General features: G+C 72.0%; 22 protein-coding genes. 2 read left to right on the top strand and 20 right to left on the bottom strand.

The window, feature by feature from the left end:
* Positions 1 to 94: 94 nt before the first annotated feature.
* The 6 genes from ABZ919_RS32435 to fmt all read right to left on the bottom strand — a co-directional run bounded on the left by ABZ919_RS32435 (position 95) and on the right by fmt (position 5,523).
* Positions 95 to 424: a barstar family protein gene (locus ABZ919_RS32435; protein WP_361254758.1), complete on the bottom strand. Its 330-nt coding sequence runs from the start codon at positions 422 to 424 to the stop codon at positions 95 to 97.
* On the bottom strand, positions 421 to 906 hold the full coding sequence (locus tag ABZ919_RS32430; protein WP_361254755.1) for a ribonuclease domain-containing protein: 486 nt from the start codon (positions 904 to 906) through the stop codon (positions 421 to 423). Before ABZ919_RS32430 ends, ABZ919_RS32435 begins: the two co-directional genes overlap by 4 nt.
* A gap of 235 nt (positions 907 to 1,141) precedes the next feature.
* On the bottom strand, positions 1,142 to 2,185 hold the full coding sequence (locus ABZ919_RS32425) for a sugar-binding domain-containing protein (protein WP_361254752.1): 1,044 nt from the start codon (positions 2,183 to 2,185) through the stop codon (positions 1,142 to 1,144).
* A 90-nt stretch (positions 2,186 to 2,275) separates the two neighbouring features.
* Positions 2,276 to 2,962: a ribulose-phosphate 3-epimerase gene (rpe, locus tag ABZ919_RS32420; RefSeq protein ID WP_361254749.1), complete on the bottom strand. Its 687-nt coding sequence runs from the start codon at positions 2,960 to 2,962 to the stop codon at positions 2,276 to 2,278.
* A gap of 128 nt (positions 2,963 to 3,090) precedes the next feature.
* Positions 3,091 to 4,509, bottom strand: coding sequence for a transcription antitermination factor NusB (locus ABZ919_RS32415; RefSeq protein ID WP_361254746.1), 1,419 nt, complete (start codon positions 4,507 to 4,509; stop codon positions 3,091 to 3,093).
* Between the two features lie 81 nt (positions 4,510 to 4,590).
* Positions 4,591 to 5,523: a methionyl-tRNA formyltransferase gene (fmt, locus tag ABZ919_RS32410; protein ID WP_361254743.1), complete on the bottom strand. Its 933-nt coding sequence runs from the start codon at positions 5,521 to 5,523 to the stop codon at positions 4,591 to 4,593.
* Positions 5,524 to 5,775: 252 nt separating this feature from the next.
* Between fmt and ABZ919_RS32405 the strand changes: the two genes are divergently transcribed.
* Complete coding sequence (locus ABZ919_RS32405) at positions 5,776 to 6,318, top strand: hypothetical protein (protein ID WP_361254740.1); 543 nt, start codon at positions 5,776 to 5,778, stop codon at positions 6,316 to 6,318.
* 166 nt (positions 6,319 to 6,484) lie between these two features.
* Here the strand turns inward: ABZ919_RS32405 and ABZ919_RS32400 are convergent, their stop codons facing one another.
* The 14 genes from ABZ919_RS32400 to pyrR form a co-directional block, all read right to left on the bottom strand.
* Positions 6,485 to 8,644, bottom strand: coding sequence for a primosomal protein N' (locus ABZ919_RS32400; RefSeq protein ID WP_361254737.1), 2,160 nt, complete (start codon positions 8,642 to 8,644; stop codon positions 6,485 to 6,487).
* 353 nt (positions 8,645 to 8,997) lie between these two features.
* Positions 8,998 to 10,206, bottom strand: a complete 1,209-nt coding sequence (gene metK / locus ABZ919_RS32395) for a methionine adenosyltransferase (RefSeq protein WP_361254734.1) — start codon at positions 10,204 to 10,206, stop codon at positions 8,998 to 9,000.
* A gap of 250 nt (positions 10,207 to 10,456) precedes the next feature.
* Positions 10,457 to 11,659, bottom strand: a complete 1,203-nt coding sequence (gene coaBC / locus ABZ919_RS32390; RefSeq protein WP_361254732.1) for a bifunctional phosphopantothenoylcysteine decarboxylase/phosphopantothenate--cysteine ligase CoaBC — start codon at positions 11,657 to 11,659, stop codon at positions 10,457 to 10,459.
* Positions 11,660 to 11,761: 102 nt separating this feature from the next.
* Positions 11,762 to 12,034 carry a DNA-directed RNA polymerase subunit omega gene (gene rpoZ / locus ABZ919_RS32385; RefSeq protein WP_005319902.1) on the bottom strand — a complete coding sequence of 91 codons (273 nt, stop codon included), beginning with the start codon at positions 12,032 to 12,034 and terminating at the stop codon, positions 11,762 to 11,764.
* Between the two features lie 53 nt (positions 12,035 to 12,087).
* A complete protein-coding gene (gene gmk / locus ABZ919_RS32380; RefSeq protein ID WP_361254729.1) occupies positions 12,088 to 12,645 on the bottom strand; it encodes a guanylate kinase in 558 nt (185 codons plus the stop codon).
* Positions 12,646 to 12,705: 60 nt separating this feature from the next.
* Positions 12,706 to 13,029, bottom strand: coding sequence for an integration host factor (locus ABZ919_RS32375; RefSeq protein WP_003977346.1), 324 nt, complete (start codon positions 13,027 to 13,029; stop codon positions 12,706 to 12,708).
* 300 nt (positions 13,030 to 13,329) lie between these two features.
* Positions 13,330 to 14,175 carry an orotidine-5'-phosphate decarboxylase gene (gene pyrF / locus ABZ919_RS32370; RefSeq protein ID WP_361254982.1) on the bottom strand — a complete coding sequence of 282 codons (846 nt, stop codon included), beginning with the start codon at positions 14,173 to 14,175 and terminating at the stop codon, positions 13,330 to 13,332.
* A 5-nt stretch (positions 14,176 to 14,180) separates the two neighbouring features.
* Positions 14,181 to 15,287, bottom strand: coding sequence for a quinone-dependent dihydroorotate dehydrogenase (locus tag ABZ919_RS32365; protein WP_361254726.1), 1,107 nt, complete (start codon positions 15,285 to 15,287; stop codon positions 14,181 to 14,183).
* A gap of 78 nt (positions 15,288 to 15,365) precedes the next feature.
* Positions 15,366 to 18,674: a carbamoyl-phosphate synthase large subunit gene (gene carB, locus ABZ919_RS32360; protein WP_361254724.1), complete on the bottom strand. Its 3,309-nt coding sequence runs from the start codon at positions 18,672 to 18,674 to the stop codon at positions 15,366 to 15,368.
* Positions 18,667 to 19,809, bottom strand: coding sequence for a glutamine-hydrolyzing carbamoyl-phosphate synthase small subunit (carA, locus tag ABZ919_RS32355; protein WP_361254721.1), 1,143 nt, complete (start codon positions 19,807 to 19,809; stop codon positions 18,667 to 18,669). Before carA ends, carB begins: the two co-directional genes overlap by 8 nt.
* A complete protein-coding gene (locus ABZ919_RS32350) occupies positions 19,806 to 20,366 on the bottom strand; it encodes a hypothetical protein (protein WP_361254718.1) in 561 nt (186 codons plus the stop codon). Before ABZ919_RS32350 ends, carA begins: the two co-directional genes overlap by 4 nt.
* Positions 20,363 to 21,649, bottom strand: coding sequence for a dihydroorotase (locus ABZ919_RS32345; RefSeq protein WP_361254715.1), 1,287 nt, complete (start codon positions 21,647 to 21,649; stop codon positions 20,363 to 20,365). Before ABZ919_RS32345 ends, ABZ919_RS32350 begins: the two co-directional genes overlap by 4 nt.
* 5 nt (positions 21,650 to 21,654) lie before the next feature.
* Entirely contained in the window at positions 21,655 to 22,632 is a 978-nt protein-coding gene (locus tag ABZ919_RS32340; protein ID WP_361254712.1) for an aspartate carbamoyltransferase catalytic subunit, read from the bottom strand.
* Positions 22,633 to 22,722: 90 nt separating this feature from the next.
* The gene (gene pyrR / locus ABZ919_RS32335) at positions 22,723 to 23,304 is read right to left on the bottom strand and encodes a bifunctional pyr operon transcriptional regulator/uracil phosphoribosyltransferase PyrR (RefSeq protein ID WP_361254710.1); all 582 of its coding nucleotides are present in this window, start codon (positions 23,302 to 23,304) and stop codon (positions 22,723 to 22,725) included.
* Positions 23,305 to 23,557: 253 nt separating this feature from the next.
* On the opposite strand from pyrR, the gene bldD reads away from it, so the two are divergent.
* Entirely contained in the window at positions 23,558 to 24,061 is a 504-nt protein-coding gene (bldD, locus tag ABZ919_RS32330) for a transcriptional regulator BldD (RefSeq protein ID WP_014671524.1), read from the top strand.
* Positions 24,062 to 24,207: the final 146 nt, after the last annotated feature.

Genomic DNA, 24,207 nt, shown 5'->3' with positions numbered 1-24,207 from the left:
CAGGTGTGCCAGGGGGAAAGAGCACGTACTTCATTGTCCCATGCCGGGACCCCGGCCATGCCCTCACAGAACATCCAGGCTGGTCGGCGAGCCGTTAGGAGGATCCTCCAAGGGCCAGGACGACGGCGAGCGCGGGCGTACGGTCCACCGCCTCCGCGAACACCTCCTGGGCCGTCCGCCACTGCTCCGGCTCCGCCTCGGCGTACCGCTGCCAGCCGCGGACGACGATCAGGAGCCCCTGCTCGACGGCCCCCTCGGGCCAGACGGTGTGGTCGCAGAGGGAGTCGGCCAGCGCGTCCCAGTTGCGGCCGAACCAGTCGGGCAGTGCCAGTGCGCGGGCGGCACGGTCCATCAGGCCGGCCTTGCCGGTCACACCGCCGAGGTCCAGGGTGACGACGAGCCTGCCCGTCAGGTCCTCGCTCATCTCAGCACCGCCCGGAAGGAGTTGTAGTGATCATCGGTGTAGTAGATCTCCCCGCCGAGACCGGTGACGATGCGCCGGGCCCCGCGGTCGTGGGAGCCTGGCGTCCTGACCGTGTACTCGTGGTAGTACCCGCGCCGCTGCTTCGGCAGATGACCCTCGAAGTTCCCGAAGACGACGCCGTCCCTGGCGTACGGGAACGGGCCGCCCTTGTCGATCAGGGCGAGTGTTGCGCGGGCCTCGGCGGGCAGCTGGGACTCCTTGACCGTGCCCATGCCGTCGGCCCAGGCCGGGACGGACGCGCCGACGCCGGACGGCCGCGCACCCGCACCCGCGCTCGAATCGGACGAGCATCCCGCGAGCAGGACGGCGAGAAGCCCGGCGAGCAGCCCCACGAGCACACGCGGCGGCGCAGAGGGCCGCTCGCGCGTGCGGAGCAGTGTCGGGCGTCGTCTGCGCCCGTGGGAAACGAACCGCGGCACCATGCCGCCGATGCTGCCACGGCCGTCCCGCTCCCACCCGACCACGGCCGCGTGCCACGCCGAGCCCGCCGGGTGCCGCAGGCCGCGCCACGCCACGCCACGACCAGCGGCGCGCGCGGCACGCCACGCCCCGGCCTCGACCGCCACGACACGACACGAGCGCGCGACGCGACGGACGCGACGGACGCCCGTGTGCGCCCACGGCCCCGGCTCTGCCCGCGACCTGTTCCGGCTGCCGTCACTGCCCGTCGGGGTCGGCCCGGCTCAGGGCCGGCTTCGGGGCCGGACCGGCCGTCATCAGGTAGTCCGCGGCCGAGGTGTCCGTGACCAGGCTGGTGACCAGCCCGGACCGCAGCACCGCGTCGATCGCGGTTGCCTTGCGCTGCCCGCCGGCGATGGCCACGACCTCCGGGATACGGCGCAGCTGGTCGGCCTTGACCGTGATGCACCGCTCCCCCAGGTCCCGCCCGATCCGGCGGCCCTCGGAGTCGAAGAGGTGCGCGGCCATCTCGGCGGCGACGCCGAGGGAGGCGTAGTGCGCCCGTTCCTCGTCGCTGAGCATGTCGTGCACGGTCGAGATGCCCGGCTCCCAGGAGCCGATGGAGACACAGGCGACCGTGACCTTGTCGAAGTACTCGAAGGCCCGGGCGATCCCGGTCTGGTTGCGCAGCGCGGCCGCGGTGGCCGCGTCCTGCAGCAGCATCGGCGCGTAGATGGGGTGGGCGTCGCCGCCCGACACCTGGGCGGCGCGGCGCACGGCCTCGACCGAGCCGCGCTCGGAGGTCCCGGCGTCGTACACGCCCGTCAGCTGCACCACCGTGCACGGCGGCAGCCGGTCGAGCGCCGCCGCCATGTGGATCGTGGAGCGGCCCCAGGCCAGCCCGAGCACGTCCCCCTCGTTGACGAGCTCGCCGAGCAGATCGGCGGCGACCTCGCCCAGGTTCTCGGGGTCGGGGGTCTCCTCGGCCTCGGCCGGGGACTCGACCACGACAGCGTGCCTCAGGCCGTAGCGGGCACGGAGCGCGTCGGAGCGCTCGGCGTCCAGCTCGGCGGGGACGCGGATCTCGATGCGCACGAGATCCCGTTCGAGAGCCGTCTCCAGGACCCGGGCCACCTTGAAGCGGCTGACGCCGAACTCCTCCGCGATCTGGATCTTGGACTTGCCCTCGAGGTAGAAGCGGCGGGCCATGGCCGCCGCCTGCACCAGCTCAGCGGGTCCCATCCGCATGGCTGACCGGCCCGCCGACATACCCGACACGGCGATCTCCTCACTGCTGTTCACACTCTGGATTCGCCGTTCATCCTTGCAGATTCGGCGCTGGGGATCCGCCCTGATGGGGGCCGTTCACTAAACCGTTCACGTAGCCGTGGCTCAGTGGTCGCATGCCCAGGACGCCGCGGCGGTGGCCGCCTCGGCCTGAGCACGCAGTGCTCGCACCGCTTCGTCCGGGTCCTTGGCCCCGTACACGGCCGAGCCGGCGACGAACACGTCCGCTCCCGCCTCGGCGCACCGTTCGATCGTCGAGGCCGAGACCCCGCCGTCCACCTGCAGCCACAGCTGGAGGCCGTGCTTGCCGATCAGCTCACGGGTGCGGCGGATCTTCGGCAGCATGATGTCGAGGAACGCCTGTCCGCCGAAGCCGGGCTCGACCGTCATGACCAGCAGCATGTCGAGCTCCGGGAGCAGGTCCTCGAACGGCTCGATCGGCGTCGCCGGCTTGAGCGCCATGGAGGCGCGGGCGCCCTTGGCGCGGATCTCCCGGGCCAGCCGCACGGGGGCGGCCGCAGCCTCCACGTGAAAGGTGACGGAGGACGCGCCCGCCTCGACGTACTGGGGAGCCCAGCGGTCGGGGTCCTCGATCATCAGATGGCAGTCCAGCGGGGTGTCCGTCGCACGGGCCAGGGACTCCACGACCGGCACGCCGAGCGTGAGGTTCGGTACGAAGTGGTTGTCCATGACGTCGACGTGGAGCCAGTCGGCGCCTCGGACCGCCTTGGCCTCCTCCGCGAGGCGGGCGAAGTCGGCGGACAGGATGCTGGGGTTGATCTGCACGGCCATGCCCCAAGCCTGCCATGCCGCTGCGCTCAGCTGTAACGGCGGCCCTGGCGGTTGCGGTTCACCCACGGGCCGGTGGGGGCTGGTCGCGCAGTTCCCCGCGCTCCTTTCGGGGCGCCGCCCCCAGCGGTTCAGGCGGTTCTGCGGATCAGGGCGAGGTACATCGCGTCCGTCCCGTGGAGGTGGGGCCAGAGCTGGACGTCCGGGCCATCGCCGAGCGCCGGGACGCCCGGGAGCAGCGGGCGGGCGTCGATCAGTTCCGCCTCCGGGTACTGCTTGAGGACGTCGGCGACGACCGCGCGGGTCTCGGCCAGGTGCGGGGAGCAGGTGGCGTAGCCCACGACCCCGCCGGCGCGCACCGAGTCCAGCGCGGTGCGCAGCAGGGAGCGCTGGAGGGGCGCGAAGTTGTCCAGGTCCTCGGGGCGCCGCCGCCAGCGGGCCTCGGGGCGCCGGCGCAGCGCGCCCAGGCCGGTGCACGGCACGTCCATCAGCACCCGGTCGAAGGTGCCGGGCCGCCACGGCGGCCGGGTGCCGTCTGCGGCGACGACCTGGTACGGACCCGGGTTGCCGGCCAGTGCCTTGGCGACCAGCCCCGCCCGGTGCGGCTGCTTCTCGGAGGCGAGCAGCGTGGCGCCGCGCTCGGCGGCGAGCGCAGCCAGCAGCGCGGCCTTGCCGCCCGGACCGGCGCACCCGTCCAGCCACTTGGTGTCGGGCCCTTCGAGGGGCACGGCGGCGAGCGCCAGCGCGACCAGCTGGCTGCCCTCGTCCTGTACCCCGGCCCGCCCCTCGCGCACCGCCTGCACCGCGCCGGGTTCACCGCCTTCGGCGAGCCGCACGGCGTACGGCGACCAGCGCCCCGACACGGCGGCCTCCTCGCTCAGCAGCTCCTCGGCGGTGGCCCGGCCCGGCCGTGCCACGAGGGTCACCTCGGGCCGTTCGTTGTCGGCCTCGAGCAGGTCCTCGATGCCGGCGCGGCCGCCGCCGAGGGAGTCCCACAGCGCGGAGACGACCCAGCGGGGATGCGAGTGCACGACGGCGAGGTGGTCCTCGGGATCCTCGTCGTAGGGCGGCGCGACCTTGGCCAGCCACCCGTCGAGATCGTCCTGGGCCACCTTCCGCAGCACGGCGTTGACGAACTTGGCGCGCCCGTCGCCGAGCACCACCCGCGCCAGCTCCACGGCGGAGGACACCGCGGCGTGCGTCGGGATCCGGGTCCCGAGCAGCTGGTGCGCACCGAGGCTCAGCACGTCGAGCACCGGCGGGTCGACCTCGCGCAACGGCCGGTCGACGCAGGCGGCGAGCACCGCGTCGTACGTCCCCTGCCGGCGGAGCGTGCCGTACACCAGCTCGGTGGCGAGGGCGGCATCACGCGCGTCGAAGTCGCCCTTCTCGCGGGCCTTGCGCAACAGCGGCGGCAGCACGAGGTTGGCGTACGCGTCCCGCTCGTCGACCGCGCGCAGCGCCTCGAAGGCCAGGATGCGGACGGGGTCCTTCTGCGGACGACGGTAGGGCTTGGCGGGCTTGCGGGGCCGCCGGGACTGCTCGCTCACGAAAAAGGTGCTCCGGAGATGAGGAAGGGGATGCGGTTCCCAGCGTACGTCGACGGGCCGTCACCCCAGGTGACCGGGGCCTCAGCCGCCGAGTGTCTCGCTCTCGGCGATGCGCACGCCGCGGGCCCAGTCGGCCGCCCGCATCGGCTTCTTGCCCTGCGCCTGCACCCAGAGGAGTTCCACGGCGTACGACCCGGTGCCCACGTGCACGCTGTTCTTGCCGACCGCCATCCGGCCGGGCGCGAGCTCGGTGCGCCCGGGGACGGGCGTGACCTGGACGAGCTTGAGCCGTTCACCGCGGAAGGTGGTCCAGGCGCCGGGCGCCGGAGTGCAGCCGCGCACGACCCGGTCCACGCGCAGCGCGGGTGCGGACCAGTCGACCTCGGCGTCCTCCACGGTGATCTTCGGTGCGATCGTGATGCCGTCGGCCGGCTGCGGTACGGCCTTCAGGGTGCCGTCCTCGACGCCGTCCATGGTCGCGGCGAGCAGCCCGGCGCCGGCGAAGGCGAGCCGGGTGAGCAGGTCGCCGCTGGTGTCGGTGGGCCGGATCTCCTCGGTCACGGTGCCGTAGACGGGCCCGGAGTCCAGCCCCTCCTCGATCAGGAAGGTGGTGGCGCCGGTGATCTCGTCCCCGGCCATGATGGCGTGCTGCACCGGCGCCGCCCCGCGCCAGGCGGGCAGCAGCGAGAAGTGCAGGTTGACCCAGCCGTGGGCCGGGATGTCGAGGGCGGCCTTGGGCAGCAGGGCGCCGTAGGCGACCACCGGGCAGCAGTCCGGCGCGATCTCCTTGAGCCGCTCCAGGAACTCCGGGTCCCGCGGCTTGAGGGGCTTGAGCACCTCGATCCCGGCCTCCTCCGCCCGCTCGGCCACGGGGGACGCGACCAGCCTGCGCCCGCGCCCGGCCGGCGCGTCGGGTCGCGTGACGACGGCGGCCACCTCGTGCCGTCCGGAGGCGATCAGAGCGTCCAGAGCGGGAACGGCGACCTCGGGGGTACCGGCGAAGACGAGCTTCATGGGCGGGATCGGGCCTCTCGGGCGGGGGTTGGACGGGCAGCGCACCAGTCTATGACCACGGCGGCGAACGGGTCATGCCCACGGATGCCCGGCCGCCGAGGGCGCGCGTGCGGAGGACCGGCGTAGGCATATGCCCGTACGCCCCCAGCCCGTGACCAGCGGAGCGCACACGCGTTGGTCAAGAAAGAGTTGACCGCAAAGGGCCGCTTTCGCGGCCCAATTCCTTTCAACGCCGGTTCGAGAGGCTTGTTCATGGCCGACCACGCAACCCACGACGCCCAGGCCCGGGCCAGCCTGCACCTGCTGGTGCGGGACATCGAGCGGGTCCGCCGGCAGGTGGACGCGCTGCGCACGCTCACCGCCCAGCTGGGCAACGTCTACCGTCCGCGCCGCTCCGGCCCGTCCACGGGCTTCGTCGTCTACGGACGTGCCCCCGCCCCGACGGTGCGCCTCGCCCAGGAACTGCGGGACAGCGTCGAAACCCTGGTCACGGCCGCCGTGGACTTCGACCGCTCGCTCGGCTTCTCGTGGGACGCGGTGGGCTCGGCGCTCGGCGTCACCAAGCAGGCGGTGCACCGCCGTTACGGCGCCCGCCGCGCCGCGGCCCAGGCGGCCGCCGAGGCGGAGCGCTCCTCGGAGCCGTCCGGCACCCGCACGCTCAGCCCGAACACCGGCCTTCCCACGGTTGCGACGGTCCCCGCCGCGCGTTCGATGCCCACGCAGCCGACCGCGGGCAGCCAGGCCCTCCGCGAGGACGCCCGCCCCACGGCCTTCCCCAGCCCGCGCAACGGCTGACGCCCTGCATGCCCTCCCGGACGGCTTCCGGGAGGGCATAACACGCACCCGCCCAGCGCCAGGAGACCCACCGCCCGCCCACTTCGTCATCCGCTGTGCCGCGCAACGCCCGTCGTCTGCGCCCGGCGCGCCGACGGCCCGCACCCGATGGACACCGGACCGCCCCTCACCCGATGTCCGGCGGATCGATCCGCACCCGCACCGGCTCGCCGCTCCCCCGGGCCATGCGGGCGGCCTGGGCCGTTTTGAGGGCGGCCGCCAGCGCGGAGCCGGTGCCGGGCGGTACCCGGACCAGCGCGCGGTCCCAGTGTTCGCCAGGCGGCGGCCCTCCGGGTCTGCGGGGCCGGCCGGGCGGTGTCGCAGGGACCGGCACCGGCCCCAGCACCTCGGCGTCCGGCGGCAGTTCGACCGCGGCCAGGAACTCGGCGACGGCCTCGGGTGTCCCGGACACGGCGGCCATCCGGGACACCGGAGGGAAGCCGAGCTCGGCCCGCTCGGCCAGCTCACGTACGGCGTGCCCGACGGGGTCCCACCGCACCAGCGCCTGCACGGGCCGCAGGGTCGGCTCGGCCACGACGACCACGGTGCCCCCCTCGCTCTGCGGCCGTACCAGCGCTCCGGCCGACATCCAGCGGCGCAGCGCGTCCTCGCCGGCCCGCAGGTCGGGGCGTCCGAGCATGGCCCAGCCGTCCAGCAGGAGGGCCGCCGCGTAGCCGCCCTCGGCGACCGGTTCGGCCCCCGGTGTGCTCACCACCAGCGCGGGTGTGCCCGGCACCGTGTCCAGCACATGTTCCCGCCCCGAGGTGCGCACCGGGACGGCGGGAAAGGCGCGCCCCAGCTCCTCGGCGGTCCGCCGCGCCCCCACGACCTGGGCCCGCAATCGGAAGCCGCCGCACTCCGGGCAGTGCCACGCGCTCTCCTCGCTCCCGCACCAGCCGCATCGCAGAACTCCCGCGTCCTGCCCTTCGAGCGGCCCCGAGCAGTGCCGGCACCGGGCGGGTGCCCGGCACTGGGCGCAGGCCATGCGGGGCGTGTATCCGCGCCGGGGCACCTGTACCAGCACCGGTCCGTGCCGCAGCCCCTCGCGGGCCGCCTGCCAGGCGAGGGTGGGCAGCCGGGCGGCGCGGGCGGCCTCGTCGCGCGCGAGGTCCTCGTCGCCCACGGTCCGCACCAGGGGGGCGGCCCGGCGCCCCTGGTCCCGGCCCGCCACCAGGGGCCGGGCCCAGCCGCTCTCCACGAGCTGGGCGGCCTCGACGGTGCAGGCGAAGCCGCCGAGCAGGAAGGCGCATCCGTCCAGCGCGGCGCGCAGCAGCAGGACGTCGCGTGCGTGCGGCTGCGGGGCGTGCTGCTCACTGTGGCTGTCGTCGCCGTCGTCCCAGATGGCGACGAGTCCGAGGTCCTGCACGGGGGCGAACATGGCCGCCCGCGTCCCGACCACGGCCCGTACGGACCCGCGCCGCACCGCGAGCCACTGCGCGTACCGCTTCTCGGGCCCGGCGTCCGCGGTGAGCAGCGCGTGCCGGCCCGAGCCGAGCAGCGCGGTGAGCGCGGCGTCGACCCGGGCGGCGGCCCGCCCGTCCGGTACGACGACGAGGGCGCCGCGTCCCGAGGCGAGCGTCGCGGCGACGGCGCGGGCCAGTTCCTCGCTCCACAGCGGGCCCGGCAGCGCGTTCCACACGGCCCTGGGCGAGCCTCCCGAGGCCAGCGCACCGATGAACGCCTCCCCGTGCTCATAACGGCCCCAGGAGGCCGTCTCCGGCGCTCTGGGCGGCGGCAGAGGCGCGGGGGACGGCCGCTGCTCGGCCCGCGCGCTGCGCGGCGGCACGGCCAGCTGGAGCACGTCGGCGAGGCTGCCCGCGTACCGGTCGGCGACGGCCCGTGCCAGGCCCAGCAGCTCCTCGCCGAGCACGGGTTCCGGCGACACGACCTGGGCCAGCGCCGCCAGGGGTCCGCTGTAGTCGGACTCGGCGCGCCGCTCGATCAGGAACCCGTCGATGAGCCCGCCGCCCTCACGGCGTCCCTCACGCACCCGGTGCCGGCCGGCGCCGAAGCGCACCCGGACCCGGACGCCGGGCTGCGCCTGCTCGTCGAGCTCCTCGGGCACCGCGTAGTCGAAGTACCGGTCGAGGTGCAGCACGCCCTTGTCGACGAGCACCCGGGCGACGGGCAGCTCCTTGGCGAGCGCCGCCCCCCGCCACGTCCGCGGCTTGGCGCGGGGCGCCTTGGCCTGGCGCACGCTCTCCCGGATGAGCGCGAGCTGCTCCGGCGGCGCCCCTTCGGACCCGCCGTCCCCTTCTGCTCGGGGCGCCCCGTTCTCGCTGCTCACGCTTGCATTCTTACCAAACGGCACCGACAACCGGCGTCCGCCCGAGATCCGTCTCGGCAGCGGGATGCCATACGGCGCCTCTGCCTTGGGCCACTCCGCCATGCCGGCCCACCATGGGGGCGGCAGCAGGGTTCGAACTGCGAGGGGACAACCCGGAAGTACCCGCTTCCTTCGCACCGGGCGGCGTCGGTGATCTCAGCCCAGGAACCGCCGGGCCACGGCCGCCGGTCGTTTCGGCACCGGGGAGGGCGGTCGAGCGGGCGCCGGGTCCGGCTCGCCCGATGATCCACCGGGAATGCGCCGAGGCCCGGCCCCCGGAGGGAGGCCGGGCCTCGTGGGAGGAGTGGCCGGGCCTACAGGCCCGCCGCCGCGCGCAGCGCGTCGACGCGGTCGGTGCGCTCCCAGGTGAAGTCGGGCAGCTCGCGGCCGAAGTGGCCGTACGCCGCGGTCTGGCCGTAGATCGGGCGGAGCAGGTCGAGGTCGCGGATGATCGCGGCCGGGCGCAGGTCGAAGACCTGGTCGATGGCCTTCTCGATCTTCTCCGTCTCGACCTTGTTGGTGCCGAAGGTCTCGACGAACAGGCCCACCGGCTCGGCCTTGCCGATCGCGTAGGCGACCTGGACCTCGCAGCGGGAGGCCAGGCCCGCCGCCACGACGTTCTTGGCGACCCAGCGCATCGCGTACGCGGCCGAGCGGTCCACCTTGGACGGGTCCTTGCCGGAGAAGGCGCCGCCGCCGTGACGGGCCATGCCGCCGTAGGTGTCGATGATGATCTTGCGGCCGGTCAGGCCGGCGTCGCCCATCGGGCCGCCGATCTCGAAGCGGCCGGTCGGGTTGACCAGCAGGCGGTAGCCGTCGGTGTCCAGCTTGATGCCCTCGTCCAGGAGCGCCCTCAGCTCCGGCTCCACGACGAACTCGCGGATGTCGGGCGCCAGCAGCGACTCCAGGTCGATGTCGGAGGCGTGCTGGGAGGACACGACCACCGTGTCGAGGCGGACGGCCTTGTCGCCGTCGTACTCGATGGTGACCTGCGTCTTGCCGTCTGGGCGCAGGTAGGGGATCGTGCCGTTCTTGCGGACCTCGGACAGGCGCTTCGACAGGCGGTGCGCCAGGAAGATCGGCAGCGGCATCAGGGTCGGCGTCTCGTCGGAGGCGTAGCCGAACATCAGGCCCTGGTCACCGGCGCCCTGCTTGTCCAGCTCGTCCTCGTCGCCCTCGACCCGGGACTCGTACGCCGTGTCGACACCCTGGGCGATGTCCGGGGACTGCGCGCCGATGGACACCGACACGCCGCAGGAGGCGCCGTCGAAGCCCTTCTTGGAGGAGTCGTAACCGATCTCGAGGATCTTGTTGCGGACCAAGGTCGCGATGTCCGCGTAGGCCTTGGTCGTCACCTCGCCTGCCACGTGCACCAGGCCGGTGGTGATCAGCGTCTCGACGGCGACCCGGGAGGTCGGGTCCTCGCGCAGAAGCGCGTCGAGAATGGTGTCGCTGATCTGGTCAGCGATCTTGTCGGGGTGGCCCTCGGTCACGGACTCCGAGGTGAACAGGCGACGGGACACAACGCTCCCTGTGGTTGCAGCGGCTGCTGGCTGATCATTTGCGGCGACGCGCGGGGCTGCGCCCGGCGTCGACCGTGAACAGTTTATCGGTCGCACTCGGCCTGTGGGCCACCCGTCTCGCCTCTCGGGAGCGCTGTGACCTGCGGCACGGGCATTCTGCACAATGCCGGGTGGCGTTGACCAGGGCCGCCACACCGGAATTGAACGTGGCGTGAACCTGCTGTCGAGGGCGCCCGGCCGCGTGCCGGAGTCAGCCCAGCCGCCGTGCGACCAGGTCCCAGACGATGTCGGCGAGGGCTTCCTTGGGACCGTGCGGTACGGGGGTCTCGCTGCCGTCGGCGCCGAGCACCACGGCCTCGTTCTCCTCGGAACCGAACGTCTTGCGCTCCCCCACCTCGTTGACCACGAGCAGGTCACAGCCCTTGCGGGCGAGCTTGGCGCGGCCGTTGGCGAGGACGTCGTCGGTCTCGGCGGCGAATCCGACGACGACCTGACCGGGGCGGGCACGCTCGGCCGAGACCTCCGCGAGGATGTCCGGATTGCGCACCAGGACGATCGGGTCGGGCTCCTTGTCGTCCTTCTTCTTGATCTTGCCGGTGGCATAGGCCGCCGGCCGGAAGTCGGCGACGGCGGCGGCCATGACGACCGCGTCGGCGTCCGCCGCCGCCTTCAGGACGGCCTCGCGCAGCTGGACGGCCGTGCCCACCGGTACGACGTCCACGCCCGCCGGGTCGGGCAGTCCGGTGTTGGCCGCGACCAGCGTGACCCGGGCGCCGCGGGCGGCGGCGGTGCGGGCGAGGGCGTAGCCCTGCTTGCCGGAGGAGCGGTTGCCGAGGAAGCGGACCGGGTCGAGGGGCTCTCGGGTGCCGCCGGCGGAGACGACGACGTGCCGTCCCGCGAGGTCGGGCTCGGTGACGGCCCGGGCCAGCACCCGGCGGCAGACCTCGAAGATCTCCCCCGGGTCGGGCAGCCGACCCTTGCCGGTGTCGACGCCGGTGAGGCGGCCGACCGCCGGCTCGATCACGACGGCGCCGCGGCGGCGCAGCGTGGCCACGTTCTCCTGCGTGGCCGGGTGCTCCCACATCTCGGTGTGCATGGCGGGCGCGAACACCACCGGGCAGCGGGCGGTCAGGAGGGTGTTGGTCAGCAGGTCGTCGGCGAGGCCGTGGGCGGCCTTGGCGAGCATGTCGGCGGTGGCGGGCGCGACGACGACCAGGTCGGCGTGCTGGCCGATGCGGACGTGCGGGACCTCGTGGACGTCGTCCCAGACCTCGGCCGAGACGGGGTTGCCGGACAGGGCGGACCAGGTGGCGGCGCCGACGAAGTGCAGCGCGGAGGCGGTGGGCACCACGCGGACGTCGTGGCCCGACTCGGTGAACCTTCTCAGCAGCTCACAGGCCTTGTAGGCGGCGATGCCACCGCTGACCCCCAGAACGACCCTCGGCTTGTCCACCGTCTCTCCCCGGACTCGAAAACCTGGCACACCCATGAGACACCACAGGCCCGGCAGTCGCGCTGCCGGGCCTGTGGATAAGTCAACCGCGATCTGAAAGTACTACTGCGCCGGGCCCTCGATGGCCTCGGAGGTCAGCAGGCCCGCGTTGATCTCACGCAGGGCGATCGACAGCGGCTTCTCGTGGACGTGGGTGTCGACGAGCGGACCCACGTACTCGAGCAGGCCCTCGCCGAGCTGCGAGTAGTACGCGTTGATCTGGCGGGCCCGCTTGGCCGCGTAGATCACGAGGCTGTACTTCGAGTCGGTGGCCTCGAGCAACTCGTCGATCGGCGGGTTGATGATGCCCTCGGGCGCGGTGATGGAAGAGGACACGCTCTACCTTCCGATGGATGGAAAAGAACTGATCATCGTGAGCAGAGTCACGATCACACAACGTCCATCAAGGCTAGCAGCTCGCGCGCCACGTCCTCGACGGAGGTGTTGACCAAGGTCGTATCGAACTCCGGCTCGGCCGCGAGCTCGGTCCTGGCCGCCGCCAGGCGGCGCTCGATGACCTCGGGCGGCTCGGTGCCCCGGCCGGTCAGCCTGCGCACCAGCTCCTCCCAGGAGGGCGGAGCCAGGAACACCAGCTGGGCGTCGGACATGGACTCCCGGACCTGCCGGGCGCCCTGGAGGTCGATCTCCAGCAGGACGGGCTCGCCCTTCTCCAGGCGCTCCAGCACGGCCGCGCGGGGCGTGCCGTAGCGGTTGCCGGCGAACTCGGCCCACTCCAGCAGCTCACCGTTGGCGATCAGCTTGTCCATCTCCTCGTCGGTGACGAAGAAGTAGTGGACTCCGTGCTGCTCACCGGGGCGCGGCCTGCGGGTGGTCGCCGAGACGGAGAGCCAGACCTCGGGGTGTTCCTTGCGCATATGGGCGACGACCGTGCTCTTGCCGACCCCCGAGGGGCCGGAGAGCACGGTCAGCCGCGGACGTTCACTCATGCAGCGATTATTCCAGCAATCCCGGAGTGCCCGGGACTCCTGGTCCGGCCGGCGCCGGGCTCAGGAGCCGGTGCTGCCGAACTCACGCTCCAGGGAAGCGATCTGGTTGGAACCGAGGCCGCGCACGCGGCGGCTCTCGGAGATGCCCAGACGCTCCATGATCTGCTTGGCGCGGACCTTGCCCACGCCCGGCAGCGACTCGAGCAGTGCGGAGACCTTCATCTTGCCGATGACGTCGTTTTCCTGACCCTGCTTGATGACCTCGTGCAGGGAGGCGCCGGAGTGCTTGAGTCGATTCTTGACCTCGGCCCGCTCCCGGCGAGCCGCGGCGGCCTTTTCGAGCGCGGCTGCGCGCTGTTCGGGGGTAAGGGGCGGAAGAGCCACGCCTACGTCACCTCGGATGTCGAACTGTCGGATACGGACCGGTGAGGAACCTAGTCGCCCCACACCTGGGGAGCTACGAGCAACACGCTTCGCCCGCTCTCCCCCACTACCTGATGAGCGTGGGGGTGTCCCCACAGCTCGGAGACTAGCGGTCAAGTCCGCCAGAGTCAGCGAGAACAGCGGAAAAGTCCTGGTCAGCCTCCGCCAGCCCGGACATTTCAGACATTCTGCCCCCGATTTGAGGATGTATTCACACTCAAGTCGCCGCCAGGCCGCCCGTGCGCGCACCCACCGGAGGTCTCAGGCGCCGGCCACGGCGGCCTGGATCCCCTCCGCGAAGGCCTCGGCCGCCGCGCGCAGCGCCCCGACGTCGGGACCCTGCCGCAGCACGCCCCGGCTGACGTTCGGCACCACGTTGCGCAGCGCCGCCCCGAAGACCCCCGGAAGGTCGCCCGGCGTCGCGCCCTGCGCGCCGACGCCGGGCGCGAGGAGCGGGCCGTTGATGGCGAGGTCGTACGACGACAGGTCGCCGACCGTGGCACCGACGACGGCGCCGAAGGAGCCCAGCGGCTCCTCCCCCGCGTTCTCGGCGGCCAGGTGGGCGAGCATGGTCGCCGCCACGGTGCGGCCGTCGGCACGGACCGCGTGCTGCACCTCGGGACCCTCCGGGTTGGAGGTCAGCGCCAGCACGAACAGGCCGGCACCGCTCTCCCGGGCCAGCGCGACCGCCGGGCTGAGCGAGCCGTAGCCCAGGTACGGCGAGACGGTCAGGGCGTCGGAGAACAGCGGGGCGTCCTTGTGCAGGTAGGCCTCGGCGTACCCGGCCATGGTCGAGCCGATGTCGCCGCGCTTGGCGTCCATCACCACGAGGGTGCCCGCGGCGCGCGCCTCCTGGACGACCTTCTCCAGCACCGCGACCCCGCGGGAGCCGAAGCGCTCGAAGAAGGCGCTCTGCGGCTTCATCACGGCGACCCGGTCGGCCACCGCCTCCACGACCGTGCGGCTGAACCGTTCCAGACCGGTCACGTCGTCGTTCAGGCCCCACTCGGCGAGCAGGGAGGCGTGCGGGTCGATCCCGACGCACAGCGGGCCGCGCTCGTCCATGGCGCGGCGCAGCCGGGCGCCGAAGGGCTCGAACAGGCTCATGCGGGTCACCGGGGGCTCCTCACGTCGGCGCCGACCGCGTCGGCGAGGGTGGCGTACGGACTGGTGCGCAGGCGGGCGGCGAGGCCCTTGTGGAGGGCGCGGGACCAGAAGGGGCCCTCGTAGACGAAGGCGCTGTAGCCCTGGACCAGCGTGGCGCCGGCCAGGATGCGCTCCCAGGCGTCCTCGGCGGTCTCGATGCCGCCGACGCCCACCAGGGTGATCCGGTCGCCCACGCGCGCGTACAGGCGGCGCAGGACCTCCAGCGAGCGCGTCTTGAGCGGGGCGCCGGACAGCCCGCCGGTCTCCTTCACCAGCGAGGGTGCGGACCTCAGGCCGAGGCCCTCGCGCGCGATGGTGGTGTTGGTCGCGATGATGCCGTCCAGGCCCAGCTCCACGGCCAGGTCGGCGACGGCGTCCACGTCCTCGTCGGCGAGGTCGGGCGCGATCTTCACCAGCAGCGGGACGCGCCGGTTCGCGACCGTGCGGTCGGCTGCCTCGCGGACGGCGGTCAGCAGCGGGCGCAGATGGTCCACGGCCTGGAGGTTGCGCAGGCCGGGCGTGTTGGGCGAGGAGACGTTGACGACCAGGTAGTCCGCGTACGGCGCGAGGCGCTCGGCCGACTTCACGTAGTCGGCGACGGCCTCCGTCTCCGGGACGACCTTCGTCTTGCCGATGTTGACGCCCACGACGGTCCGGAAGACCGGCCGGCGCGAGGCGAGGCGGGCCGCCACGGTCAGCGAACCGTCGTTGTTGAAGCCCATACGGTTGATCAGCGCGCGGTCCGCGACGAGGCGGAACAGCCGCTTCTTGGGGTTGCCGGGCTGCGGCTCGCCCGTGACCGTGCCGATCTCGACGTGGTCGAAGCCCAGCATCGACATGCCGTCGATCGCGACGGCGTTCTTGTCGAAGCCGGCCGCGAGCCCGAAGGGGCCGTGCATGCGCAGGCCGAGGGCCTCCGTGCGCAGCTCCTTGTAGCGGGGCGCCAGGGCGGCCGCGACGAACGTGCGCAGCACGGGAATGCGGACGGCGAGCCGGATCCAGCGGAAGGCCAGGTAGTGGGCCTTCTCGGCGTCCATCCGTTTGAAAACCAGACGGAAGAAGAGCTTGTACATGTTCGGTGTGTCCTCGTGAAGCCTCAGGGAGCCCTCATGAAGAGGGGGACACCGTTTCCGGTGTCCCCCTCGGGGCTGCTAGTCGCGGGCCGCGGTCAGGTGTTCCGCGTGTTCCTGGAGCGAGCGGACGCCCACGTCACCGTGGTTGAGCGCGTCGATGCCCTGGACGGCGGCGGCGAGGGCCTGGACCGTGGTCAGGCACGGCACGGAGCGGGCCACCGCGGCCGTACGGATGTCGTAGCCGTCGAGGCGGCCGCCGGTGCCGTACGGGGTGTTGACGATGAGGTCGACCTCGCCGTCGTGGATGAGCTGGACGATGGTCCTCTCGCCGTTCGGGCCGGTGCCCTCGGACTGCTTGCGCACGACGGTGGCGTTGATGCCGTTGCGCTTGAGGACCTCGGCCGTGCCGGAGGTGGCGAGCAGCTCGAAGCCGTGGGCGACCAGCTCGCGCGCCGGGAAGATCATCGAGCGCTTGTCGCGGTTGGCGACCGAGATGAACGCCCGGCCCTTGGTCGGCAGCGGGCCGTAGGCGCCCGCCTGGGACTTGGCGTACGCCGTGCCGAAGACGGAGTCGATGCCCATGACCTCACCCGTGGAGCGCATCTCCGGGCCGAGGATGGTGTCCACTCCGCGGCCGTGGATGTCACGGAAACGCGACCACGGCATGACGGCCTCCTTGACGGAGATCGGCGCGTCCAGCGGCAGCTCGCCGCCGTCGCCGTGCTTCGGCAGCAGGCCCTCGGCGCGCAGCTCGGCGATGGTCGCGCCCAGCGAGATCCGGGCGGCGGCCTTGGCGAGCGGCACCGCGGTCGCCTTCGAGGTGAAGGGGACCGTGCGGGAGGCGCGCGGGTTGGCCTCCAGGACGTAGAGGATGTCGCCGGCCATCGCGAACTGGATGTTGATCAGGCCGCGCACCCCTACGCCCTTGGCGATGGCCTCGGTGGAGGCGCGCAGGCGCTTGATGTCGAAGCCGCCGAGGGTGATCGGGGGCAGGGCGCACGCCGAGTCGCCGGAGTGGATGCCGGCCTCCTCGATGTGCTCCATCACGCCGCCGAGGTACAGCTCGTCGCCGTCGTAGAGCGCGTCGACGTCGATCTCGATGGCGTCGTCCAGGAAACGGTCGACGAGGACCGGCCGGGAGGGGCTGATCTCGGTGGACTCGGCGATGTAGGCGGCGAGACGGGTCTCGTCGTAGACGATCTCCATGCCGCGCCCGCCGAGGACGTACGACGGCCGGACGAGGACCGGGTAGCCGATCTCGTCGGCGATGGCCTTGGCCTCCTCGAAGGTGGTGGCCGTGCCGTGCTTCGGGGCGGGCAGGCCCGCCTCGGCGAGGACGCGGCCGAACGCGCCCCGGTCCTCGGCGGCGTGGATCGCCTCCGGCGAGGTGCCGACGATCGGCACGCCGTTGTCCTTCAGGGCCTGCGACAGGCCGAGCGGGGTCTGGCCGCCCAGCTGCACGATCACACCCGCGACCGGTCCGGCCTGCTGCTCGGCGTGGACGATCTCCAGCACGTCCTCCAGCGTGAGCGGCTCGAAGTACAGCCGGTCGGAGGTGTCGTAGTCGGTGGAGACGGTCTCCGGGTTGCAGTTGACCATCACGGTCTCGTAGCCCGCGTCGCTCAGCGCGAAGGAGGCGTGGACGCAGGAGTAGTCGAACTCGATGCCCTGGCCGATGCGGTTCGGGCCGGAGCCCAGGATGATGACGGCGGGCTTCTCGCGCCGCGCGACCTCGGTCTCCTCGTCGTAGGAGGAGTAGAAGTACGGCGTCTTCGCGGCGAACTCGGCGGCGCAGGTGTCGACCGTCTTGTAGACCGGGCGGATGCCGAGCGCGTGCCGGACCTCGCGGACCACGTCCTCGCGCAGGCCGCGGATCTCGCCGATCTGCTGGTCGGAGAAACCGTGCCGCTTGGCCTCGGCGAAGAGGTCGGCGGTCAGCTCGGGGGCCTCGGCCAGCTCGTCCGCGATCTCCTTGATCAGGAAGAGCTGGTCGACGAACCACGGGTCAATCTTGGTGTACTCGAAGACCTCCTCGGGCGTGGCGCCCGCGCGGATGGCCTGCATGACCGTGTTGATCCGGCCGTCGGTGGGCCGTACGGCCTCGCGCAGCAGCGCTTCCTTGTCACCCGCCTCGCCGACGAAGGTGAACTGGCTGCCCTTCTTCTCCAGCGAGCGCAGCGCCTTCTGGAAGGCCTCGGGGAAGTTGCGGCCGATGGCCATGGCCTCGCCGACCGACTTCATGGTGGTGGTCAGCGTGGAGTCGGCCTGCGGGAACTTCTCGAAGGCGAACCGCGGGGCCTTGACGACCACGTAGTCGAGCGTGGGCTCGAAGGAGGCCGGGGTCTCCTGCGTGATGTCGTTCGGGATCTCGTCCAGCGTGTAGCCGACGGCCAGCTTGGCGGCGATCTTGGCGATCGGGAAACCGGTCGCCTTGGAGGCGAGCGCGGAGGACCGAGACACCCGCGGGTTCATCTCGATGACGATCACACGGCCGTCCTCGGGGTTGACCGCGAACTGGATGTTGCAGCCGCCGGTGTCGACGCCGACCTCGCGGATGACGGCGATGCCGATGTCCCGCAGGATCTGGTACTCGCGGTCGGTCAGCGTCATCGCGGGCGCCACGGTGATCGAGTCGCCGGTGTGCACGCCCATGGGGTCGAAGTTCTCGATGGAGCAGACGACCACGACGTTGTCGTGCTTGTCGCGCATCAGCTCCAGCTCGTACTCCTTCCAGCCGAGGATGGACTCCTCCAGGAGCACCTCGGTGGTCGGGGAGAGCGTGAGGCCCTGGCCGGCGATGCGGCGCAGCTCCTCCTCGTCGTGCGCGAAGCCGGAGCCGGCACCGCCCATGGTGAAGGACGGGCGGACGACGACCGGGTAGCCGCCGAGGGTCTCGACGCCCTTGAGGACGTCGTCCATGGAGTGGCAGATCACGGAGCGGGCGGACTCGCCGTGCCCGATCTTCCTGCGGACCTGCTCCACGACGTCCTTGAACTGGTCGCGGTCCTCGCCCTTGTGGATCGCCTCGGGCTTGGCGCCGATCAGCTCGACGCCGTACTTCTCCAGCACACCGTTGTCGTGCAGCGAGATCGCGGTGTTCAGGGCCGTCTGGCCGCCCAGGGTGGGCAGCAGGGCGTCGGGGCGCTCCTTGGCGATGATCTTCTCGACGAAGTCCGGGGTGATCGGCTCGACGTACGTGGCGTCGGCGATCTCCGGGTCGGTCATGATCGTCGCCGGGTTGGAGTTGACGAGGATCACCCGCAGGCCCTCGGCGCGCAGTACGCGGCAGGCCTGGGTGCCGGAGTAGTCGAACTCGGCGGCCTGGCCGATGACGATCGGGCCGGAGCCGATGACCAGGACGGACTGGATATCGGTGCGCTTAGGCACGCTGGCCCTCCATCAGGGAAACGAAGCGGTCGAACAGGTACGCGGCGTCGTGCGGGCCGGCTGCCGCTTCGGGGTGGTACTGGACGGAGAAGGCCGGCTGGTCGAGCAGCTGCAGCCCCTCCACGACGTCGTCGTTCAGGCAGACGTGCGAGACCTCGGCGCGGCCGAACTTCGTCTCGCTGACCTTGTCGAGCGGCGCGTCCACGGCGAAGCCGTGGTTGTGCGCGGTGACCTCCACCTTGCCGGTCGTCCGGTCCTGGACCGGCTGGTTGATGCCGCGGTGGCCGTACTTCAGCTTGTAGGTGCCGAAGCCGAGGGCGCGACCGAGGATCTGGTTGCCGAAGCAGATGCCGAACAACGGCGTCCTGCGCTCCAGGACGGCGGTCATCAGCGCGACCGGGCCGTCGGCGGTCGCCGGGTCGCCGGGGCCGTTGGAGAAGAACACACCGTCGGGACCGACCGCGTAGACCTCGTCGGCCGTGGCGGTGGCGGGCAGGACGTGCACCTCGATGCCGCGCTCGGCCATGCGGTGCGGGGTCATGCCCTTGATGCCGAGGTCGATGGCGGCGACGGTGAAGCGCTTCTCGCCGATCGCCGGGACGACGTACGCCTCCTTGGTGGCGACCTCCTCGTAGAGGCTCGCCCCCTTCATGTGCGGCTGGGCCTGCACACGCTCCAGCAGCTCGGTCTCGGCGGCGATCGCCTCACCGGAGAAGATGCCGGCGCGCATCGACCCGCGCTCGCGCAGGTGGCGGGTGAGGGCACGGGTGTCGATCCCCGAGATGCCGACCACGCCCTGCCGCTCCAGCTCGTCGTCCAGGGAGCGCTTGGCCCGCCAGTTGGACGGCACGCGCGCGGGGTCGCGGACGACGTAGCCGGAGACCCAGATGCGCTTCGACTCGTCGTCCTCGTCGTTCCAGCCCGTGTTGCCGATCTGCGGGGCCGTCGCGACCACGATCTGGCGGTCGTAGGACGGGTCGGTCAGGGTCTCCTGGTAGCCGGTCATACCGGTGGAGAACACGGCCTCGCCGAAGGTCTCCCCCACGGCCCCGTAGGCACGGCCGCGGAAGATGCGGCCGTCCTCCAGGACGAGTACGGCGGGAACCATCGCGGCTCCCCTGGTGGAGGTCGTCATCGTGCGCCTTCCGTGTCGTTGATCATCTGGTTCAGGGTGTCGGCCCACTCGGTGTGCTCGGCCGCGTGGTCGGAGCGGAAGCCGGAGTCGATCAGCTTGTCGCCGAGCGCCCAGGTCACCACCAGCAGGCCGCCCTCGGTGAGGACCTTGCCCGCGATGCCCTTGTCCAGCCGGGCCCCGCGCAGTGCGGCGGTCGGGACGAAGAAGTCGGTCGCTCCGGGGCGCTCGACCTCCAGACCCGCGTCCGTCAGGGTGAGCTCGGCCCGGCTGCGGGTGCCCAGGCCGTGGGCCACGATGCGGTCCAGCCACTGCCCCGCGGTGGTCGAGCCGTGGTAGCGGCCGCTCATGCTCAGTCTCGCCGGGCCGGTCTCCTCCGGCGCGCTGGGCGGCGCGGGCAGGTCGCTCTGCAGCGTGCCGCGCCACTTCCAGCCCTCCCGCATCAGCCAGTAGACGAGCGCGATGAACAGGGCGAGTCCGACGAGCCAGCCGATACGGGCCGGCCAGTCGGTGACCGCGGCCGACCTCTTGGCCTCGGCCAGCAGGATTACTGGTGTCACGTGAGCTTCCCGTCGACGAGCGTGGCCTTGCCCCGCAGCCACGTGTGCGTCACACGGCCCGGCAGCTCACGCCCCGCGTAGGGGGTGTTGCGGCTGCGCGAGGCGAAGCCCGCGGGGTCCACCTGACCACGGTATTCCGTGTCGACGAGGGTGAGGTTGGCGGGCTCACCAGCCGAGACGGGACGGCCGTGGCCGGTGGCCTGTCCGATCTGCGCGGGCTTGGAGGACATGCGGTCGGCGACGCCGGCCCAGTCCAGCAGGCCCGTGTCGACCATGGTCTCCTGAACCACCGACAGCGCCGTCTCCAGGCCCACCATGCCCATGGCGGCCGCGGCCCACTCGCAGTCCTTGTCCTCGTGGGGGTGCGGGGCGTGGTCGGTGGCGACGATGTCGATCGTGCCGTCCGCGAGGGCCTCGCGCAGGGCGTGCACATCGCGCTCGGTGCGCAGCGGCGGGTTGACCTTGTACACGGGGTTGTACGTGCGCACCAGCTCGTCGGTGAGGAGCAGGTGGTGCGGGGTGACCTCGGCGGTGACCTGGATGCCGCGGGACTTGGCCCAGCGCACGATCTCCACGGAGCCGGCGGTGGACAGGTGGCAGATGTGGACGCGGGAGCCGACGTGCTCGGCGAGCAGCACGTCCCGCGCGATGACCGACTCCTCGGCGACGGCCGGCCAGCCGCCCAGGCCCAGCTCGGCGGAGACGACGCCCTCGTTCATCTGGGCGCCCTCGGTCAGCCGCGGCTCCTGCGCGTGCTGCGCGACGACCCCGCCGAAGGCCTTCACGTACTCCAGAGCGCGGCGCATGATCACCGCGTCGTCCACGCACTTGCCGTCGTCGGAGAAGACGGTGACCCCGGCGGCCGACTCGTGCATGGCGCCCAGCTCGGCGAGCTTCCTGCCCTCCAGGCCGACGGTGACGGCGCCGATCGGCTGGACGTCGCAGTAGCCGTGCTCCTGGCCGAGCCGGTAGACCTGCTCGACCACGCCGGCGGTGTCGGCGACGGGGAAGGTGTTGGCCATGGCGAACACGGCCGTGTAGCCGCCGGACGCGGCCGCGCGGGTGCCGGTGAGGACCGTCTCGGAGTCCTCGCGGCCCGGCTCGCGCAGATGGGTGTGCAGGTCGACCAGGCCCGGCAGCAGCACCTTGCCGCCGGCCTCGACCACCTCGGCGCCCTCGGCGGACAGTCCGGTGCCCACCTCGGCGATCGTCTCGCCGTCGATCAGCACGTCCTGCGGCTCGCCGCCGAGCACCTTCGCACCACGGATCAGGATCTTGCTCATGGGTGTTACTTCTCCTCGGTACGGGAGTGGGTGACGGCGGGCTCGTTGCCACCGAGCAGCAGGTAGAGGACGGCCATGCGGATCGAGACGCCGTTGGCGACCTGCTCGACGGCGGTGCAGCGGTCGGAGTCGGCGACCTCCGCGGTGATCTCCATGCCGCGGACCATCGGGCCGGGGTGCATCACGATGGCGTGCTCGGGCAGCCTGGCCATGCGGTCGCCGTCGAGGCCGTAGCGGCGGGAGTACTCGCGCTCGGTCGGGAAGAAGGCGGCGTTCATCCGCTCGCGCTGGACACGCAGCATCATCACGGCGTCGCACTTGGGCAGCGTGCTGTCCAGGTCGTACGACACCTCGCACGGCCAGGTCTCGACGCCGACCGGCACCAGGGTGGGCGGGGCGACGAGGGTGACCTCGGCGCCCAGGGTGTGCAGCAGGTCCACGTTGGAGCGGGCGACCCGGCTGTGCAGCACGTCGCCGACGATGGTGATCCGCTTGCCGGACAGGTCCTGGCCGATGCCGGCGTCCCGGCCGATCAGCCGGCGGCGCATGGTGAAGGCGTCCAGCAGGGCCTGGGTGGGGTGCTGGTGGGTGCCGTCGCCGGCGTTGATGACGGCGGCGTCGATCCAGCCGGAGTTGGCGAGGCGGTACGGGGCTCCGGAGGCGCCGTGCCGGATGACGACGGCGTCGACGCCCATGGCCTCCAGGGTCTGGGCGGTGTCCTTCAGGGACTCGCCCTTGGACACGCTGGATCCCTTGGCGGAGAAGTTGATGACGTCCGCGGAGAGGCGCTTCTCGGCGGCCTCGAAGGAGATCCGGGTGCGGGTGGAGTCCTCGAAGAAGAGGTTGACGATCGTGCGGCCGCGCAGGGTCGGCAGCTTCTTGATCGGCCGGTCGGCGACCCGGGCCATCTCCTCGGCGGTGTCGAGGATCAGGACGGCGTCGTCGCGGGTGAGGTCGGCGGCCGAGATGAGATGACGCTGCATCTGTCAGGCTCCGTAAGGCAGTTAAATCGGGAGATTAGAGGCAAACCGGCACGTGTGCGGGCACGCCGAAGCGGCCCTGCGCCCGACTTGCTACTGGCCGGTCTGCTTCACACCGAGCAGCACGGTGTCGCGACCGTCCTCCTCGGCGAGCTGGACCTTGACCGTCTCCCGCAGCGACGTCGGGAGGTTCTTGCCGACGTAGTCGGCGCGGATGGGCAGTTCGCGGTGGCCGCGGTCCACCAGGACCGCGAGCTGGACCGCGCGGGGGCGCCCGATGTCGTTCAGGGCGTCGAGAGCGGCGCGGATGGTGCGGCCGGAGAAGAGCACGTCGTCGACGAGGACGACCAGCTTGCCGTCGATGCCGTCACCGGGGATCTCGGTGCGGGCCAGCGCACGCGGCGGGTGCATGCGCAGGTCGTCGCGGTACATGGTGATGTCGAGGGAGCCGACCGGCACCTTGCGCTCGGTGATCTGCTCCAGCTTGACGGCGAGCCGCTGGGCGAGGAAGACGCCCCGGGTGGGGATGCCGAGGAGCACCACGTCGTCGGCGCCCCTGGCGCGCTCGACGATCTCGTGGGCGATGCGGGTCAGCACCCGCGCGATGTCGGGGCCCTCGAGAACGGGCCGCGCATCGGACGCCTGCGGATTCGCGTGCGATTGCTGCTTGTCCATACGAAACGGACCTCCTTCTCCGCCTCACGGGACGGACCTTAAAGGACGTCGGATTTGCGCCATCCACCGTATCAGGTCGTGGAGAGGACCCCGATCACCCCCTCGGCCCAGTCAGGTGTCACTAGCACGGAAGAGTCGGGGTGGACCATTCGGCTTGACGCAGAAGAGTCACGCTGCGTAACCTCACAGTGAGTTACCAGCCGCGCGGCGGGAACCCAGTCCGACCGCGTCGACACAGTGTCCGGGGAGCTATATGTCCAGCGAATACGCCAAACAGCTCGGGGCCAAGCTCCGGGCCATCCGCACCCAGCAGGGCCTTTCCCTCCACGGTGTCGAGGAGAAGTCCCAGGGGCGCTGGAAGGCCGTGGTGGTCGGGTCCTACGAGCGTGGCGACCGTGCGGTGACCGTGCAGCGGCTCGCCGAGCTGGCTGATTTCTATGGCGTTCCTGTGCAGGAGCTGCTGCCGGGCACCACGCCGGGCGGCGCCGCCGAGCCGCCGCCGAAGCTGGTCCTGGACCTGGAGCGGCTGGCCACCGTGCCGGCCGAGAAGGCGGGCCCCCTGCAGCGCTACGCGGCGACGATCCAGTCCCAGCGCGGTGACTACAACGGCAAGGTGCTCTCCATCCGCCAGGACGACCTGCGCACACTCGCCGTCATCTACGACCAGTCCCCCTCGGTCCTCACCGAGCAGCTGATCAGCTGGGGCGTGCTGGACGCGGACGCACGCCGTGCGGTGGCCACGCACGAAGAGGCCTGAGCCGCGCCAGAACAGCGCAGAAACGTGCCGCCGGGGGGGGGGGGGGCGCGCGGGCCCCGCCCCCCCCCCCGGGGGAGGGGAGACAACAACGCAAAAAAACAAATCAGCAGCCGAAAAAACGTGTTCGGGGGAGTGGGTTTGTGAGA

The organism is Streptomyces sp. NPDC046759, assembly GCF_040645475.1.
Lineage (GTDB): Bacteria > Actinomycetota > Actinomycetes > Streptomycetales > Streptomycetaceae > Streptomyces.
This window is presented reverse-complemented; position numbering and strand designations above follow the sequence as displayed.

Coding starts and splice junctions, on each gene's coding strand:
- ABZ919_RS32435 (WP_361254758.1), bottom strand. CDS start 424: ATGAGCGAGGACCTGACGGGCAGGCTCGTCGTCACCCTGGACCTCGGC.
- carA (WP_361254721.1), bottom strand. CDS start 19,809: ATGACGACCTCCACCAGGGGAGCCGCGATGGTTCCCGCCGTACTCGTC.
- ABZ919_RS32430 (WP_361254755.1), bottom strand. CDS start 906: ATGGTGCCGCGGTTCGTTTCCCACGGGCGCAGACGACGCCCGACACTG.
- ABZ919_RS32340 (WP_361254712.1), bottom strand. CDS start 22,632: ATGCAGCGTCATCTCATCTCGGCCGCCGACCTCACCCGCGACGACGCC.
- bldD (WP_014671524.1), top strand. CDS start 23,558: ATGTCCAGCGAATACGCCAAACAGCTCGGGGCCAAGCTCCGGGCCATC.
- gmk (WP_361254729.1), bottom strand. CDS start 12,645: ATGAGTGAACGTCCGCGGCTGACCGTGCTCTCCGGCCCCTCGGGGGTC.
- rpe (WP_361254749.1), bottom strand. CDS start 2,962: ATGGCCGTGCAGATCAACCCCAGCATCCTGTCCGCCGACTTCGCCCGC.
- ABZ919_RS32365 (WP_361254726.1), bottom strand. CDS start 15,287: ATGTACAAGCTCTTCTTCCGTCTGGTTTTCAAACGGATGGACGCCGAG.
- pyrF (WP_361254982.1), bottom strand. CDS start 14,175: ATGAGCCTGTTCGAGCCCTTCGGCGCCCGGCTGCGCCGCGCCATGGAC.
- fmt (WP_361254743.1), bottom strand. CDS start 5,523: ATGAAGCTCGTCTTCGCCGGTACCCCCGAGGTCGCCGTTCCCGCTCTG.
- pyrR (WP_361254710.1), bottom strand. CDS start 23,304: ATGGACAAGCAGCAATCGCACGCGAATCCGCAGGCGTCCGATGCGCGG.
- ABZ919_RS32345 (WP_361254715.1), bottom strand. CDS start 21,649: ATGAGCAAGATCCTGATCCGTGGTGCGAAGGTGCTCGGCGGCGAGCCG.
- ABZ919_RS32405 (WP_361254740.1), top strand. CDS start 5,776: ATGGCCGACCACGCAACCCACGACGCCCAGGCCCGGGCCAGCCTGCAC.